This is a genomic window from Streptococcus agalactiae ATCC 13813, from assembly GCF_000186445.1.
In the GTDB taxonomy this organism is placed as follows: domain Bacteria; phylum Bacillota; class Bacilli; order Lactobacillales; family Streptococcaceae; genus Streptococcus; species Streptococcus agalactiae.
Map to the genome: position 1 here is coordinate 1,940,304 of NZ_GL636070.1, position 15,033 is coordinate 1,955,336.

Below are 15,033 nucleotides of genomic sequence, written 5' to 3' on the forward strand. Positions count from 1 at the left end.
GACCTACACTGCGTTATTGCTTGGTAGGTCGATTGACTTTTTTTGATTGTTCTTCATTGGCAGGCGTTACCTGTTTGCTTTCCTCTTTAGCTTTTTGCAAACTTTGATAAAATGGGTTTGCTGCTTTGGATAATTCTCGTTTTTGACTTTCAGTTAGTTTTTCATTTTTTGAAACTGTTAGGCTTTGATATTTTTCTAAATACTTATCAATACGTTTCATAAGAGAACTTGCTTCTTCTTGAACAATTTCAAGCTGTGCTTTTAGATTTTCTAGTCCATCTGGTTCTTGTGACCAAGAAGCAAGATAGGCAAATGAGTCATTACTTGTATCAAAACCTAAATGATTAGATACAACATAAGCAATTGACTCAGCTTGTAATTCTTTTGAAGAACGTGTCAATTTACCTTCAAAACGTTCCGTTAAACTCTTCTTATTGTGTAATTCAGAATGTGCCATTTCATGAATTAGGGTTGAGAGAGTTTGTTCGTAAGTCATCCCTTTTTTAATTGTGATTTCATTTGTTTTAGGACTGTAAGAACCATCTGATTTTTCAAGTTCTCTAAAACGAATTGGAATACCATTTTCTTTTTGAGAAATATCCCTCAATGAGCGGTAAACATTTTGATAATACTCTTTAGTAATTTGGCTAGGAATGACTTCACCCATTTTAGGTAAATTCAATTCTTTACCTTTTACAGGTGATACTTGACTAATATCAAAAACAGGAACAGGTTTAAAGTAGGTAAGAGTTTCTTTTTCTCCCGTTTCAGAATTAATAATAGGGTTGCCATCAACATCTTTTTTAATAACAGTGACTGGGGCTTGAACATAAAGTGCTTTTTCACCTTTATTAACATGACCGTTCCGCTTCTTCCACTCGTTGAATGAAGCAACCATACTTGCTTCAGGTAATTGAGCTTTGATTAATTGAATGTTTCTTACAGAATAATTGTTGAAGTGTGACATCCCTTCGAGGAAGTTCTTGTAGTTATCACTATCAAAATAATTTTTAATACCTTCTTGTAAATGCTGATTAAGCGCTGCTGTATTTTTAGCTTTAATCATTTCTGACAACGTTAAGTCACGTTTTGCCATTTCTTCTTTTCGACTATCAGGTGTATCTGACGGATTTGTTGCATCTGTACCACTGGCTTTTTCAACGCTATCTAAAATACCGTCACCATCAGAATCTGGACTATAAGGATTAGTACCTAAAGCAATTTCTTCATCATCTGTTAGACCATCACCATCAGAATCTTTTACTTTCTGATTTTCTTCTTGAATTTTTTTGAGCCATACTTCTTTATAAAAATCGGAATTTTCATCAAACAGGTTATCTGCTCTTGCAGCCTTAACAATAACATCAAAATTATTGTCATATCTTTCAGCGTATTCATAGTATTTATCCCAAGCTGGATACAATTCTTCTGGGATATTAGCCCTGTTGTCTTTACCAACTTGAGCACCAACATTGTAAACAGCATCTAAAACTTTAGTAAAGTCTTCAGCAGTCACTTCTGCTTTAGAAAGATTTTCAAATTGGTTATTTTTTACAATTGATAACATTTTTTCACCACCATCTTTGATAATTTCTTCATTGACTGAAAGAACTTTAAACTCTCCATCTTTCTCACCAACAATACCTAAAACGTCTTTATTATTTGCAATTGACAACTCTGACTCAAGCTTATTAGTAACTTTCATAAGAGATGCAGGAAGATATTCACCATCAACATTCCTAAAAGCAATCAAAACATCCTTATCCTCTGTTCGGATAGCTTTTGCTAAGTCCAGGCGGTTCATGCGTTCTACTTCAGATAAATCATCAAAAATAAAGCTATTTGAGTCTACAACAGCTTTAAAATCAGGTAATACTTGAATTTTACTAAAGGTAGCTCCTCGATTGGCAACCATAATGTTTTGATAGTCACCTTTACCAGATGCTAAATCATCCAAAGTTTTAGTTGCACTTTGATCATCATCAATGGCAAAAATACCAACCAAGTGCGGATACTGCTCTGCCTTAAAGGTAACTTTTAAAGCTTCTAAATTATCATTATTTTTATAGAAGTATGTGACATTACTATCAGCCAATTCATTTTTATACCAGTTAGCGTTTTCTTGAATTTGGGCTGCATAGCGGTTTAATTTATTTAACTCCTTTTTATTGACTGGATGATAACCAATCTTATAAATTGACTTTTCAGGTTCTGAAATGGTAAAATGAAGCAAAGGTTGAGACTGAGTTTGAGTCGGTGACGACTCATTCAAAGAGTACTCTTCTTGAGTACTAGGTAGAGGTGCTGCCTCCTGACTTTGCTCAGGTAAATCCTCGATAGGGTTCTCAACCTTTTTTTGTTGCTCTGAATTAGAAGTTATCATCTCTTGAATTTTCTCAAGAGATTTTTCTTTTTTATTGGATAGTCCATATTGAGCAACAATCGCTTCAAATTGTTCGTTATAGTGATTAGTAACTTTATCCCAGGTTTCATCAACGGCAGTTTTTAAATTCTTAAGAAACTGTACCTTTTGATCAAACGTCCAATCTTGATCAGCTAAATACTCTTCAATACTATCGCTATCAAGGGAATTTCCGTCTAGTGAAAGATAACCTGTAACACCATCAGTTGATGATTCTGCCACATAAAGATGAATATCATTTTGATTATACTCAATATCTTTTAGATGATAATGAAAATTGATAAATGCTTCATCAGGTGCATTTAGTTTTTCTAACTCTTCATCATGCCAAAGATAATATGTTTCAGCATCTGTAATATCTGAAATCATTGAATCAATCGCATGTTGACGTAATTCTTCACTCTCACGTTGACTCTTTCCGAAGTCATAAATACCACCAAATTCAAGGACAAAATCACCCTTTTTAAATTCCACTTTTTGCATAGTAGCTAAAAACGCATTAATATCTTTTTGACTATATAAATGATTAGTGACTTGATTATCTTTAACCCAATTTTCAAGATTAACGAGCTCATCTTCAATATCAAAGTCATTGCCCCAATCTTCACCATAAGCCAAATAACCAAGTGATTGACCATTCCTCATGACTTCAAGCGTCCAAGGTGCTGCAACGTCTGTTAGATTTTCTACCTCTTCGTTGCTATGAATAACTAATGAAAGACTATAGCCCTGGTTTAAATAAACCTCATTCATATAAACAACATCAACCGCTTGAGTGCCAACTAAATCACTTTCTTGAGACAGTTGTTCTTGAATATCATCAATATTCCAAGTCTCATCAACAGTACTTTCTTTAGTATTAGTTTCCTGTTTAAGATAATCATTCCAATCCATTTTCTCTTGATTAGCCTGACGTGGTGGTAAATCTGACACTACTGGAATACCATCCTCTTGTAAACCTTTAACAAAATTTTGTCCTGCTTCATCATTATCAACTGCTAAAGTAATCATATCTGGATGCTCTTGCAAAATATTTGTAGTCTTATTTAAAGCATCTAAAGCACCTCTAATTTGCTCATTAGACATGGTTTGAGAGTATTTACCATCAGTTAACATATCAGCGACATAACGACTAATAACGCTCTTTTTCATCCCATCCATAGCTACTAATTTGACATCCTGAAGATCATCTTTATGTAATTCATAATAAGACATTAGATCAATTGGAGCTTCAGCAAAGACTAAACGTTTTGGATTTCCAATATCTAAGCTAAAGCCTGCAGTCCCATCTGAGTTCTTCATCATTTGTTTAAGACGTCCACGTTCGGGGTGCTGAACACGATTTTCAACAATTCCTTGAAGACTTGCACCAATCATTTTACCGTCATTATCACGACTTTTGAATACAATCACAGGTTCAAAATAATCACCTTTTTTACGTGTTGCAGTAGCTAGATTACCAGATGCTAAAAAAGTGTCGATCGTATCATCAGATAAACCACGTTCTTCCTTCAAATATTGTCTACCAATATTAAAATCAGAATGTTCATAACGCTCTAAAAAGTATTCAAATGGTTCTTTTACTGGTGGTTGAACAGTAACTTTATCAAAGTGACCAGTTTCAAGAAAAGTTGCTACTTCTTTAAAGCTTGGTTTTTGACCTGTTAGTTCTTCTCGTACCACTTGAACCAAATCAATAGTATTTGAACCAACGCTTCTTGACCACCAACGAAATGTATTAGTATTAGGATAAATATGGAAGCTATCATGTTCTTCCCAATAATAAGTTCCGCTTGAACCTGGTTTTAGCTTCATTCCTAAGGATTCAGCAACTGCTACAATATCCATACTAACTAGTTTTTGTTTTCGTACTTCAAAGCGTTGAGAAAGTAATTCCTGCATGTTTGCCATAAATAAAACCTCACTATCTTAAAGATTCACGAATAAATTTTTTAGTTTCTTTAATCATCAACTTCACTTCATTTTCGGTATATGTTCCATCAGTGAATTTAGGACTAATTTCTTTACGTGTTTCAGTACCGTAAAAGGTATCGTAATAACTAATATTTATTTCACCACTGGTAAATACTCGAACATAAATCTGTTCATTAGACAAGTAAAGTTTGATTTTACTTCCTAAGCCAGAATAGCGTGCAACTGAAAATTTTGTAGATGATTTTCGTAAACGGTCGCCTTTTTGACTGATTCTCAACAAATAGCGCTCTAATTCTTGAATAAATAAGCGTTTTGTATCAGCTCTAGATAATTTTTCTTCTTCCATATTTTTTACCTCAATATAAATGCTACTATTTACATAAAATAGTAGCATTTATAATTGTTTTCCTTTTTCAATTTGTTTAGTGATAGCCCATTTGATTTTGTTGACGAAGCTTTCTTTTTGAATTTTTCCTTGTCCGATTTGAGCTAATACTTCTTCCCATTTTCCTGTTGTTTCAGGATTAGTATATGCAATCTCTAATTGATCTAAATAGTGAATAAGTAGCTTTCCTCTTTCTGTTGGGAAAAACTGTCCTGTTTTCTTATTCTTAGTGACATAACCTTTGTCCTGAATTAAATCAATCATCCCATCACGAGTTGCAGACGTCCCTAAATTGTATTTAGGTAACAATTTCTTCAATAAAATTTGTTCAGTAATTCGTGTCGGTGGCTTTGTCATTTCCTCTAAGAGTTTGCATTCAACAGTGATAGTTTGCCCTTCCTGGTAATTGGGTAACTCTTTATCTTCTTTTTTTACGGCTAAATAGTTTCGCCATCCCTTATCCTTAGTTACAGCTCCAGTCGCTTTAAATTCGAGTCCATGATTATCGAGAATAACACTGGTTGATTGATAGCGATAGTCAGGGGTAAACATCAGTAAGGTTCTGAAAACTACCTTTTGATAAATGAGTTTTTCATCATCACTTAGCTCATTTAAATCAGGAATATTTTCGGTTGGAATAATAGCATAGTGTTCTAGAACTTTCTTATCATTCACATAATTTTTTCTTGGTGAGCGATTAGGTGTTTCTAATTGCTTATTGATTGTTTTTTGATAATCGTCTATATGTTCAACTAAGTAAGCGAATTCATTAGTTGTAATCAATGTTGAGTCAGTACGTGGATAGGAAAGATAACCTTTTTGATAAAGGCTTTGGACCAATTCTTTCGTTTTAGTGGCATCAAAATGATATAGCTTACTCATTTCTGATTGAAAATTAGTTAAATTATAAAGCTTAGGTGCTTCTTGCACTTTTTCTTCACTCGTAACCGTTTTGACAACTGCTATATTAGCTAACTGTTGTAGCATCTGTTCTGCTTCAGCTTTTGATTGATATTTAATATCGTTGCCAAATGTAACTTTGGCTTCAGGATCAATCAGTTTTAGCTGCCAATAAGGACTCGGTTTAAAATTTTCAATGGCTTCATCATTTCTAACGATTAGACTAACAATAGGTGTTTGAACTCGTCCAACAGACATAGAATGGTCTTTCTTGTCTAAATACCCTTCTTCTTTCATTTTAATGGTTACAAAAGGACTTAGATTAAAACCGACTAGCCAATCAGCATCCCCTCTTGCATCAGCTTCATGAAAATAGTTGATGGAGTCTTTTGGATTTTTAAGCTTTGAAAAAGCTTGCTCTAAACCTTTTTTTGTTAAAGAGTTTACCCACAAACGATACTTAATTTTTCTTAGCGCACCTGGTATTAATTCTAAAATTCGATAAGCAATGGCTTCTCCTTCACGGTCGGGGTCTGTCCCAATAATAATCGCATCAACTTCTTTAACAGCATGTTTGATAGCCTTAAATCGTTTAACGGTATCTTTTTTAGGCTCATAAGCAAATCCATCTGGTAAAGCTGGAAGATTAGCCAAATCCCAATTTTCAAAGTTGGTATATGGATTAATACGTTCAACTAAATGACCAACGGCAGGAGCAACAATCACTTCAGCATTCAATACAGATGATTGAACACGCCAAACACCTTTATCGTTTTTAGGGTTTCCTAAAGCGTTAGCATATTTTTTAGCCTGGTCAGGCTTTTCTGCTAAAAGTAAATATTTCATCCATTTTTCACTTCCCTTCACAATAATAAAAGCTACACCGTTTAACGATGTAGCTTATTTCTTATCTTATAAGTTTAATAGTAATTGTTCAAGTTTAGTAACCAAAGGATCGTCTGGATGTTCCTTTAGATAATGTAATAATTCATCTTCTGAAATTCCCTGTGTTTTAAAAAATGGACTTTGTTTTGATGTAGCCATATAAACCCCCTGGAACTATTATACTTTATTACACGCTAAACTTCACCATAATACTCATCGGCTTCCTCATCTTCTGGTGGAAGTTCAAAGATTTCACCAGTCGCAAAATCCACTGCTTTGATTTCACTTTCTTGTGTCTGAGATTGGCTTTCTACGCTCATTTCAGACAATTGAATGGGTACTTGTTCATAAACAGGCTCTTCTGTGGCTTGCGTGTTTACTTCATCAGCTTGTGCTACTTCAACTTCAGTTAGTTTTGAAGTATCAATATCATTATCTTTAACAAACTGATCATAACCTTTCATATCTGGATACCAGATATTTTTAGGGTCAATTTTTCCATCACGTGCATTATTAAAAAGTTCTGGATCTTCAACCATGAAACGAATGTAGTTATACCATTTCCCATCATTCGGATTGTCAGATAATTCATCTTTCATAGGGTGGTCTGTTACCATAGCCTTTTTATCTCGGAAAACATTTTGTTTTGAGATAAATACTAATGCTTCATCAACACCTATACGTGCAATTTCATCAGGTGTCATCAAGTCACGCTGATGAGCTTGTGTACTTGTAGATCCTGATACACGTTGACCACGTTGTTCAGAATAGCTTTTTTGTGTAATGGTTTGTTTACCAGCACGCATTGAGAAGTAACGCATAGTATCTTCGTCATTAGTCCCTAAGAATAGCAAGGTTGCACAGTTATTAACCATTGATTTTCGTGCTTTATCACCATAAATCGTATCAAGCTGACTAATGGCTTGAATGATGATTTTTACGGACATTTCACGACTGCGAATAGATGCTAAAACTTCGTTAAAATGAGGTATTTTACCAATGTTCGCAAATTCATCAAAAATAAATTGAACATGCACCAAATCATCAGCTGTGTAACCATCTTTCTTTCCTTGAATAATAGCATCGGCGTTGTGTGTTAATTGGTCAAACATGACTGTAAACAAAGTAGATGCTAGGAAACTGTAAGCTTTATTAGTTTCTGAAATGGCAACAAAAACGGCTGTTTTTTCAGTGTTCCAAGTATCCATCTCCATAGTGTCAGCCATAATCAAATTAGTGACAGCTTGGTGATCGAAGATAGAATATTGTGTAGCAACAATCGCAAGAACACTGGTTCTTGTGTCAGCTTCAAAGTTACTGTTAAATAAGTCCCATTGTCGACAAGCATAATTTCCAGGCATGGCTTTTTCGAGATTTGCAAACATCTTTTCAACAGGACTAGGTTCATTTTCATTTGGACGTTTCATGTTACGTAGTAATTCAGAAACCATTGATAGGTTAGGGGTGTAATTTTGAACCTGACTATCAAAATAGAGATAACCAATCAATGCACGATTAAGAAGAAGTTTTGCTTGATTCCAGAAATCTTCACCTTCACGATCACCTTTTTTACTTCCTTCAACGATTGCCTCTGTGATACGGTCAATATCTAGTTCTGATTTCATGTAGTGAAAAGGATTGAACATATCTGATTTAGTGAGGTTAACTAAATCAAATACTTTAACCTGGTAGCCATGTTCTTCAAGCATCTTACCCGTTTCACGAACTAAAAGCCCTTTTGGATCAGTGACTATAAAACTGGAGTTCATTTGCATAAGGTTAGGTTTAACATAAGTAAATGTTTTACCATCACCAGGAAGCCCAACAACAAGAACATTTTTATTCAATTGCCATTGAAACGGAAGATTCTTATTAAACAATCCCATTTGGGCATTCTTTGTGAAAATCATATTGTTTGTTGGCTCTGGATCTTTAAAGCCAGCAATCTCTTGAGCAAACGCAAACTTTGCTGAACCTGCTTCTTCACCATGACGAAGAGTTTCATCAGGTTTTATTTTTAAATAAAACATCATCCCAATAAAGAAACCAACCATTGCAGCTAAAATAGCAAATGGACTGAAGTTAGGATAAAAGTATGGTTGTTCAACATATTTTTCCAGGACATAGGTATATTGACTAAATAAATTGCTCATATCAGGTTTAGGAGCAATGCTATATAACACATAAGCCCTGTGAGTCAAAAAAGCTAAAAATAGACTAATAATCAGATAAGGAATAAGAGGTTTCTTTTGAAGTTTCATCAGATACTCTTTCCTTTCTTCTTAGTTTTGACAGTATCAAGTTTTTCCTTAGTTGCTTTCTTGATTTTGTTAATCTGTTCTTTTGGAGTTAACTCTTGTTCTGATTTCATGTACTTTTCTTTAGCTTTTTTAGGGTCATTAACGATTTCATTAAGAGTATGTCTCAAAGCATCCGCAATAACTTCCCTGTTAGGTGCTTCAAACCAAACTTGTTTCGTACCGTCACCCAAATCTTTAAAAGCAAAGCGAACACCTGATTTTTTAAGCTCATCCGTAAACTTTCTAAGGTTAACATCCGCTTCTAAAAAATCAATATGATCTTTCGTCAAAGATGACTGATTGAAGTTTTTAAAAGACTGTTCCCCAATCTGTTTGTGTTCATCATAAGTTTTATACAGCTGTTGTGCCGCATAAGCTAAAAATTGAAATAACTGTTTACCTGTCTCAAGAGTGACACGTGCACCTCTATCAAAAATTTGTTCTTGATCCATCTTTCTCCCCCTTTATGTTATGGATAAGCAGTTAGTTTAGGAGCTTTTGAGACTAAATAGCCATATTTAGCTTCTTTGTTTTGTTTTACGGTTAGTGTCAAACGTTTGTTAGCGGTTGAATTATCGTCATAGCGACAATTAATAACATAGGTTAAAGTCGTTACTTTTTTAGTCATCACTTCTTTTTCTAACAAAACACTAACTGTTGTTGCTTTGTCAGTATCAAACTGTTTTAAATCAAGCGAATTAGAAATAAAATCCTCACGAGCTGATGAGTTTGCAAAATAATTACTGATGAAATAGCGACAAAAAACATCAGCTCCTTGATTAATGGTAGTCTGTTGTGTTTTATTCTCCTCTTTTTGATACCTACTGTAATGATTAGTAAGAGAAATCGCTAAACTAAAAATTGAGAGTAACAAAGCTATCATTATCCAAAAACGATTAGAAGACTTGGGAGTTGCTTTAACAGATGGCTTTGATTTGCTCATATTTTCGTTTGCGGTTGATAATTCATGTTTTTTCTTTTGAACTCTTTGAGTTTTTTCTTGCTTAGTCCCACGGCTGAAGAAGAATTTCTTATCCTTTTTTAGTCCAAAGTCACCTAAAAGCTCTTTAACGTCTTGTTCCCCAGAAGATGGAATAGTGAGTTCCATTGACTCTAGCGGCTCTTCATTTTTATCAAGATGAAAAAGTTGAAAAGTGGCTGTTGTATTTAGCTGCAAGCAACGATTTTCTTCACCTTCCAAGAAAAATTCTAACTCTTCTCGATTTTGAAAATCGCGCTGTTGACCTGTACTTAATCTTGTAATGCGAAACATTACGCATCACCCCCAAGTTTGTCCTTGTTATCAGCTAAAAAGGCTTCTAAGTCCGATAAACTCATGCCATATTCTTTAAGAATTTCTTGTTGACGTTTGGCTTCAAGTTCTTTAATATCGGCTTCCAGTTGTTTAATTTTCTTTTGAGCCACTTCAAGAGATGCTTTTGCTTTATTGAGTTGTTTCAATTTGTCTTTTAAGCGATCACTTGTTGATTTTTGACGGCGTGCTGATTTAGCAGTGTGATTATTTGTTTCAAAAGTCGTTTCATTCATTGTCTAGTTCCCCTTCTATAGTGATAAATTATCTAAACTATCGTTAACAATAGTTTTTTCTTTAACAGGATAGTCACCTTGATTTTGATTAACGGCAACAATATACCATTTATCAACTTGAACTTCAGTTACTTTATGAGTAACTTCTTTTTTATCTTTATAAGTTCTAGTTTGTAGTCGTCCTGTTACCTGAAGAGTGTCACCTTTAGCTGTTAACGTGTTAAAGTTTTCAGCAGGTGCTCCCCACAAGACACAGTCAATAAAGTCAGCTGGATAAGAACCATCCTCTGTTTTATACTCTCTACTTGAAGCAAGTGTAAAGGAAATAACCGAACGGTCGTTGACTTTTCTTAACTCTGTATTTTTAGTCAGACGTCCTGTAACAATACTTTGATTTAACATTGCCTTCTCTCCTATTCATCATTACTAGCAATAACATCTCCATAAGAATTTTGTGAAGCTGTCGGATCTTGAGAATCTGTAATTAAAAGCGTACTCATGTTATTTACGAGATATTTGCCATCAACTTTATTGTAAGTTAATTGAATAATAGTGTTATTATCTACGCCTGTTTGAGCACCTTCAGTTGAATTCTTTTTCTGAAGTAAATCATTTGTGTAATTAACATAGCAAATAACTTTATCATTGGTTTTATCAATATAAATTTGAGCATCTTTAAACTCAAAATTAACAACAAAGCCTTTATAAGCTTGATTTTGTGCTGTCTCTTCTTCAGAAACAGCAGCATTATACATGCCATCAGTCATATAATCTTTGTATCTGTTACGATTTTCTTCAAGATCTTTTTTAGTGTAATAAGCAATCAAAAACTGCTTAACCCAACCTTCAGTCAACTGATGACCTTCTTTAACCTTTTTGGTTAAAGTTGTATGACTTGAAGATTGATTATCTGTTTTCTTGCTCATTGACCCAAAACCTAAGCCAATGAGAAAGATAATAATAATCCCTACAATCATCATGACCCGTTTGAAAAAAGTCACTTTAAATTCATCTATCATTTTTTTCCTTTCATTTTTAAGGGGTTGCAAACGTGTAGTACGGAGCGTTACGACAAACACGCCAGTGAATTTGGCTTTTGTTACCTGCATAGTTACATTCAGATACCAAAAAACTACCATCAGCATTGACCGCTTCAACGATCATAACGTGTCCATATTGCGGATAGGTACTATCAAATCCACCAGCCGTTGAGCAAACAGCACCAGCCGTTGGCATTGTACTAAACTTCCAACCTTTTGCGACAAGATTTCCTACCCAACTTTTACCATCACCAAGACGACCATAACTTCCTGATAAATCTGTGATTTCACCTAATTCCACCAAACGGTTATAAGCGTACCAAGTACATTGACCTGCAGGATAACCATTACCAGGTTGTGTTGTCATGCTGACACCTGTTGGCATGCTCTTAATTTTGTCCCGATACTCCTCAGGGAAATTCCAAGAGGAAGCCATTGTTCCACCACCTGCGATTGATTGGTGGAACCAAGACAATGCTTGTTTAGCATAGCTTTGACGTTGAGAAAGTGTACCATTGTTGATACCTTCCCACTTTGTTAAGAAGGTTCTGGTAAGACTATCTGTATCAGAATTAGAACTTAACACACTTTTTAAAATGTTTTGATAATAAGGTGAATCACCTTCTAACATAAAGCGAATTTGTGTTTCTAGCTCATACCATTTTTTACCAATAGAATTTGCATAATTGATTAGCATAGTATGACGAGTACCGCCATCGGTGGTATCCGTCCATTGACCAAGTCCGATCCCACGATGAAGGATATTAGGATAACCACCACCGTAGATTGCTGTACCACCCATGTTTAACCAATTTGCATCATCCCAGCACCCATCAGATGCTCCGATGGGTGGGCTAAGATAATCACCTTCGGCTCGTTTTGGGGTAATGGATGACTCAACGGCAAAGTTTCCAACCACGGCAGCAACACCATTATCAGTAGCACTTGGATAAAACTTCTTCATTAAGTCATAAAATTGTTTAGCACGTCCACTCAATTCAGATGATGTTCGCATAATGACAGTTGTTTGAGCGTACTTAACAAACGGGAAATAAAAACCAGGATTAACTAACACCCAAACGTTTGTCTTATTTTTCTTTGTCTGCTCCGTATAACCATATGAAACATCTTTATTTTTTATGTCTTGCAACCACTGAGAATCTTTAGCATCGACTTCACCATAGTTTTTGGCATAGGCAATCTTTTGTGAACCACCAGAAACGGTTCCAAGCTCGGCTCCTGCTTCAACTTTATCACCTGTCTTAACTCGAATAGCTGAAACACCATAATAAATGAAACGTGCATCACTATCTGAAATAATTAAGTTAGTTGTTTTCGTTTCGTTACCTTTTAAATCTTTTGTTGTAACCGTAACCTTACCATCCATGACTACATAAATCTTTTGACCTGATTGAGCCTGAAGCGTTGTCGTTGGATCAATTTTATCTTTAGACGTATATCCATATCGCTTTGAAACAGTTAGATAATCTGTATCGCTTTTTGCATCATCAGCTGAATAAAATGGATTAATCAATTCTTGAGTAGCTAAGTATTTTCCTGTTTCGGATTGACTCTCAAGAATTTCTTTATAATCTGCTAAATCATCTTTATCTAACTTCATCCAGGCTTTACCGTTGGTATAAAGTTCCGCCATGGTTTTTAGATTGTCAATATCACTGTTCTCCTCTTTCCAGATATCATCAAGAGCATCAGAAAAATGATTAAAACCAAGTGCGCCAGTTAATTTACCGCCTGTACCATCATCCCAGTTAGCATCAGGTTCCCATTCACCACCATAGCGGAAATTCATGTAAAGCAAGATTGAGTCAATATCTGTGTAGTACTCGACCTGATCAGACGATTTTTGTCGGTCAACTTGTGAAATATGAAGCCATGACTGATTAAGCGTGAAATCATTTTGTTGAATGACATTACTTGAAAAGATTGAGGAAACAATAATTATCAAAAACAAGATAAAAGCAAGAACAGCGCTGACAATCCATGTAATGGGATTAGCTAATAAGGTTGCTGCAACACTTCCAACAGTTTTAGCAGCCGTAGCTGTCGCTTGAGCAGTCTTTGTAGCCACGTTAGCGGTGGTTTTAGTTGCTACTTTAGCACCTTGCTTAGCTCTTTGATAAGCTCCACGACTAACTTTAACCATGCCTTTACTTTTTCGATAAGCTAATTTGGCACCTCTCCAAGTAACTTTTCCAGCTTGTTTAGCTACCGCTTTTGATTGTCTTGTTCGATATTGTAAATTTTGTAAATCGGACAAGGTATCATCTTGATCCATCGCAGTGGTTTTAAGCTGATAACTAGCATTTAATGCAATGTTTTTACCAGTCCGTCTAGCTTTTTGACCGATGGTTGGATTAGTCTTTCTGACTTTCTTTTTGATTTTCTTAGTAGCTTTCTTTTCAGCTAGTGCTTTCTCTAAGTCGTCTACAATCTTTTCGCCATCAACATCTTTATCAATGCCTTTCTCAGCTCTTCTTAAAGCTGCTTTTGCGTGTTTTACCTTGATCTTAGCTTCATGATGTTCCTTTTTAGCAGCCTTTTGAGCCTTCTTGGCTGATAATTGGTTATGACGTTGAACGCTCTCTTTAATATGACGTTTCCTAACTACACGTTTTCGTAAATCATCTTTATTAGACATGTTTCACCCCCTTTCAGGCATATTTCTTTTAAGTTCATAACACTGCCCCTTTAATCATTATTTATTTTCAATTTGACGATAAGCATCGGTTGCAACTAATCGGAACAGTTCAGTATTTTTAGGAATTGGATTTTCAAATGGCACTGCCGTTTGACCTGCAATGATTAATCCTGTACCTTTCGCTTTTGGTTTTTCAACATAACGAATAAGTGCATCTGTCAAATTGATGGTTTGAGTTAAGTATTGTAAATCAGTTTTCTTTTGCTTCAACAAAACGATAAATTCACTGTTTGAAATTAATTTACGTCCTTCAGTACGTTCAAGTAGTGTTTCAACGTTTTGAGTGATCCCCGTTGGGATTGCACCGTATTTACGAACACGAGCGTAAAGATTAGTGAAGAAAGCTGCTTGATTATCTGTCAAAAACTGATTTTGCATTTCATCAAAGTAAATACGAGTTGTTAGTTTACCTTGATTGTTAACGACTTGGTTCCAGATATAATCTTGTACAACCATCAAGGCAAAAGGTTTTAATTTACCATCTAGTTTCTTCAAATTGAAAATAACGACTTGATTATTCAAGTTAACATTAGTTTCATGAGCAAAAATATCTTGAGACCCGTTCGTATATGATTCAGATTTTAATGCTAAATCTTTGGCAACTTCCTCAGGTTGTTCTATTAGAATGTTGTACCAATCTTTTAGCGTTGGTGTTCTATCAGTGATACGTTCATAACATAGACGTGTGACACGGTCAATAATCGAAAAATCTTCGTCAGTAACTTCTTGAAGAATATTTTCAAAAAGTCCCATGATAAGTGACGATTTTTCACCAATAGGGTCTGCATCTTCAACTGATAGATTTTCTTCATCTGGTAAATCCATCAAATTCAAGTGTGTCTGTGAACCTGGGAAAATATCAATCAACTGAGCATCAAATGCACGTCCAATATCAGAAT

The 15,033-nt window shown here is 35.0% G+C and carries 12 protein-coding genes; all 12 read right to left on the reverse strand.

Translation table 11 applies throughout. From position 1 onward, the window contains the following. Positions 1-13 precede the first annotated feature (13 nt). Positions 14-4,333 (reverse strand): PBECR4 domain-containing protein, encoded by a 4,320-nt coding sequence (locus tag HMPREF9171_RS104315; RefSeq protein WP_000002618.1) that lies wholly within the window; start codon positions 4,331-4,333, stop codon positions 14-16. A gap of 13 nt (positions 4,334-4,346) precedes the next feature. After that, positions 4,347-4,703, reverse strand: coding sequence for a hypothetical protein (locus tag HMPREF9171_RS104310; protein ID WP_228475785.1), 357 nt, complete (start codon positions 4,701-4,703; stop codon positions 4,347-4,349). A 48-nt stretch (positions 4,704-4,751) separates the two neighbouring features. Further along, positions 4,752-6,488: a DNA topoisomerase gene (locus HMPREF9171_RS104305; RefSeq protein WP_000876323.1), complete on the reverse strand. Its 1,737-nt coding sequence runs from the start codon at positions 6,486-6,488 to the stop codon at positions 4,752-4,754. 66 nt (positions 6,489-6,554) lie between these two features. Continuing rightward, positions 6,555-6,686 (reverse strand): hypothetical protein, encoded by a 132-nt coding sequence (locus HMPREF9171_RS1000000114200; RefSeq protein ID WP_000235824.1) that lies wholly within the window; start codon positions 6,684-6,686, stop codon positions 6,555-6,557. Between the two features lie 35 nt (positions 6,687-6,721). Then, on the reverse strand, positions 6,722-8,788 hold the full coding sequence (locus tag HMPREF9171_RS104300) for a VirD4-like conjugal transfer protein, CD1115 family (RefSeq protein WP_000775821.1): 2,067 nt from the start codon (positions 8,786-8,788) through the stop codon (positions 6,722-6,724). Further along, on the reverse strand, positions 8,788-9,279 hold the full coding sequence (locus HMPREF9171_RS104295) for a DUF3801 domain-containing protein (protein WP_000371894.1): 492 nt from the start codon (positions 9,277-9,279) through the stop codon (positions 8,788-8,790). Before HMPREF9171_RS104295 ends, HMPREF9171_RS104300 begins: the two co-directional genes overlap by 1 nt. 17 nt (positions 9,280-9,296) lie before the next feature. Continuing rightward, positions 9,297-10,100, reverse strand: a complete 804-nt coding sequence (locus HMPREF9171_RS104290) for a hypothetical protein (RefSeq protein WP_000488497.1) — start codon at positions 10,098-10,100, stop codon at positions 9,297-9,299. Continuing rightward, a complete protein-coding gene (locus HMPREF9171_RS104285) occupies positions 10,100-10,375 on the reverse strand; it encodes a hypothetical protein (protein WP_001006383.1) in 276 nt (91 codons plus the stop codon). Before HMPREF9171_RS104285 ends, HMPREF9171_RS104290 begins: the two co-directional genes overlap by 1 nt. A 15-nt stretch (positions 10,376-10,390) precedes the next feature. Next, positions 10,391-10,777, reverse strand: a complete 387-nt coding sequence (locus tag HMPREF9171_RS104280) for a single-stranded DNA-binding protein (RefSeq protein ID WP_000934360.1) — start codon at positions 10,775-10,777, stop codon at positions 10,391-10,393. Positions 10,778-10,788: 11 nt separating this feature from the next. Beyond that, positions 10,789-11,394 (reverse strand): hypothetical protein, encoded by a 606-nt coding sequence (locus tag HMPREF9171_RS104275; protein WP_000564600.1) that lies wholly within the window; start codon positions 11,392-11,394, stop codon positions 10,789-10,791. Positions 11,395-11,410: 16 nt separating this feature from the next. Further along, complete coding sequence (locus tag HMPREF9171_RS104270; protein WP_000066068.1) at positions 11,411-14,074, reverse strand: phage tail tip lysozyme; 2,664 nt, start codon at positions 14,072-14,074, stop codon at positions 11,411-11,413. A 57-nt stretch (positions 14,075-14,131) separates the two neighbouring features. Further along, on the reverse strand, positions 14,132-15,033 hold a 902-nt coding region (locus HMPREF9171_RS104265), incomplete at its 5' end, for a VirB4-like conjugal transfer ATPase, CD1110 family (protein ID WP_000309604.1).

Excerpts from the sequence above, each read along its gene's own strand:
- HMPREF9171_RS104315 (WP_000002618.1), bottom strand. The coding sequence starts at position 4,333 with ATGGCAAACATGCAGGAATTACTTTCTCAACGCTTTGAAGTACGAAAA.
- HMPREF9171_RS104310 (WP_228475785.1), bottom strand. The coding sequence starts at position 4,703 with ATGGAAGAAGAAAAATTATCTAGAGCTGATACAAAACGCTTATTTATT.
- HMPREF9171_RS104305 (WP_000876323.1), bottom strand. The coding sequence starts at position 6,488 with ATGAAATATTTACTTTTAGCAGAAAAGCCTGACCAGGCTAAAAAATAT.
- HMPREF9171_RS1000000114200 (WP_000235824.1), bottom strand. The coding sequence starts at position 6,686 with ATGGCTACATCAAAACAAAGTCCATTTTTTAAAACACAGGGAATTTCA.
- HMPREF9171_RS104300 (WP_000775821.1), bottom strand. The coding sequence starts at position 8,788 with ATGAAACTTCAAAAGAAACCTCTTATTCCTTATCTGATTATTAGTCTA.
- HMPREF9171_RS104295 (WP_000371894.1), bottom strand. The coding sequence starts at position 9,279 with ATGGATCAAGAACAAATTTTTGATAGAGGTGCACGTGTCACTCTTGAG.
- HMPREF9171_RS104290 (WP_000488497.1), bottom strand. The coding sequence starts at position 10,100 with ATGTTTCGCATTACAAGATTAAGTACAGGTCAACAGCGCGATTTTCAA.
- HMPREF9171_RS104285 (WP_001006383.1), bottom strand. The coding sequence starts at position 10,375 with ATGAATGAAACGACTTTTGAAACAAATAATCACACTGCTAAATCAGCA.
- HMPREF9171_RS104280 (WP_000934360.1), bottom strand. The coding sequence starts at position 10,777 with ATGTTAAATCAAAGTATTGTTACAGGACGTCTGACTAAAAATACAGAG.
- HMPREF9171_RS104275 (WP_000564600.1), bottom strand. The coding sequence starts at position 11,394 with ATGATAGATGAATTTAAAGTGACTTTTTTCAAACGGGTCATGATGATT.
- HMPREF9171_RS104270 (WP_000066068.1), bottom strand. The coding sequence starts at position 14,074 with ATGTCTAATAAAGATGATTTACGAAAACGTGTAGTTAGGAAACGTCAT.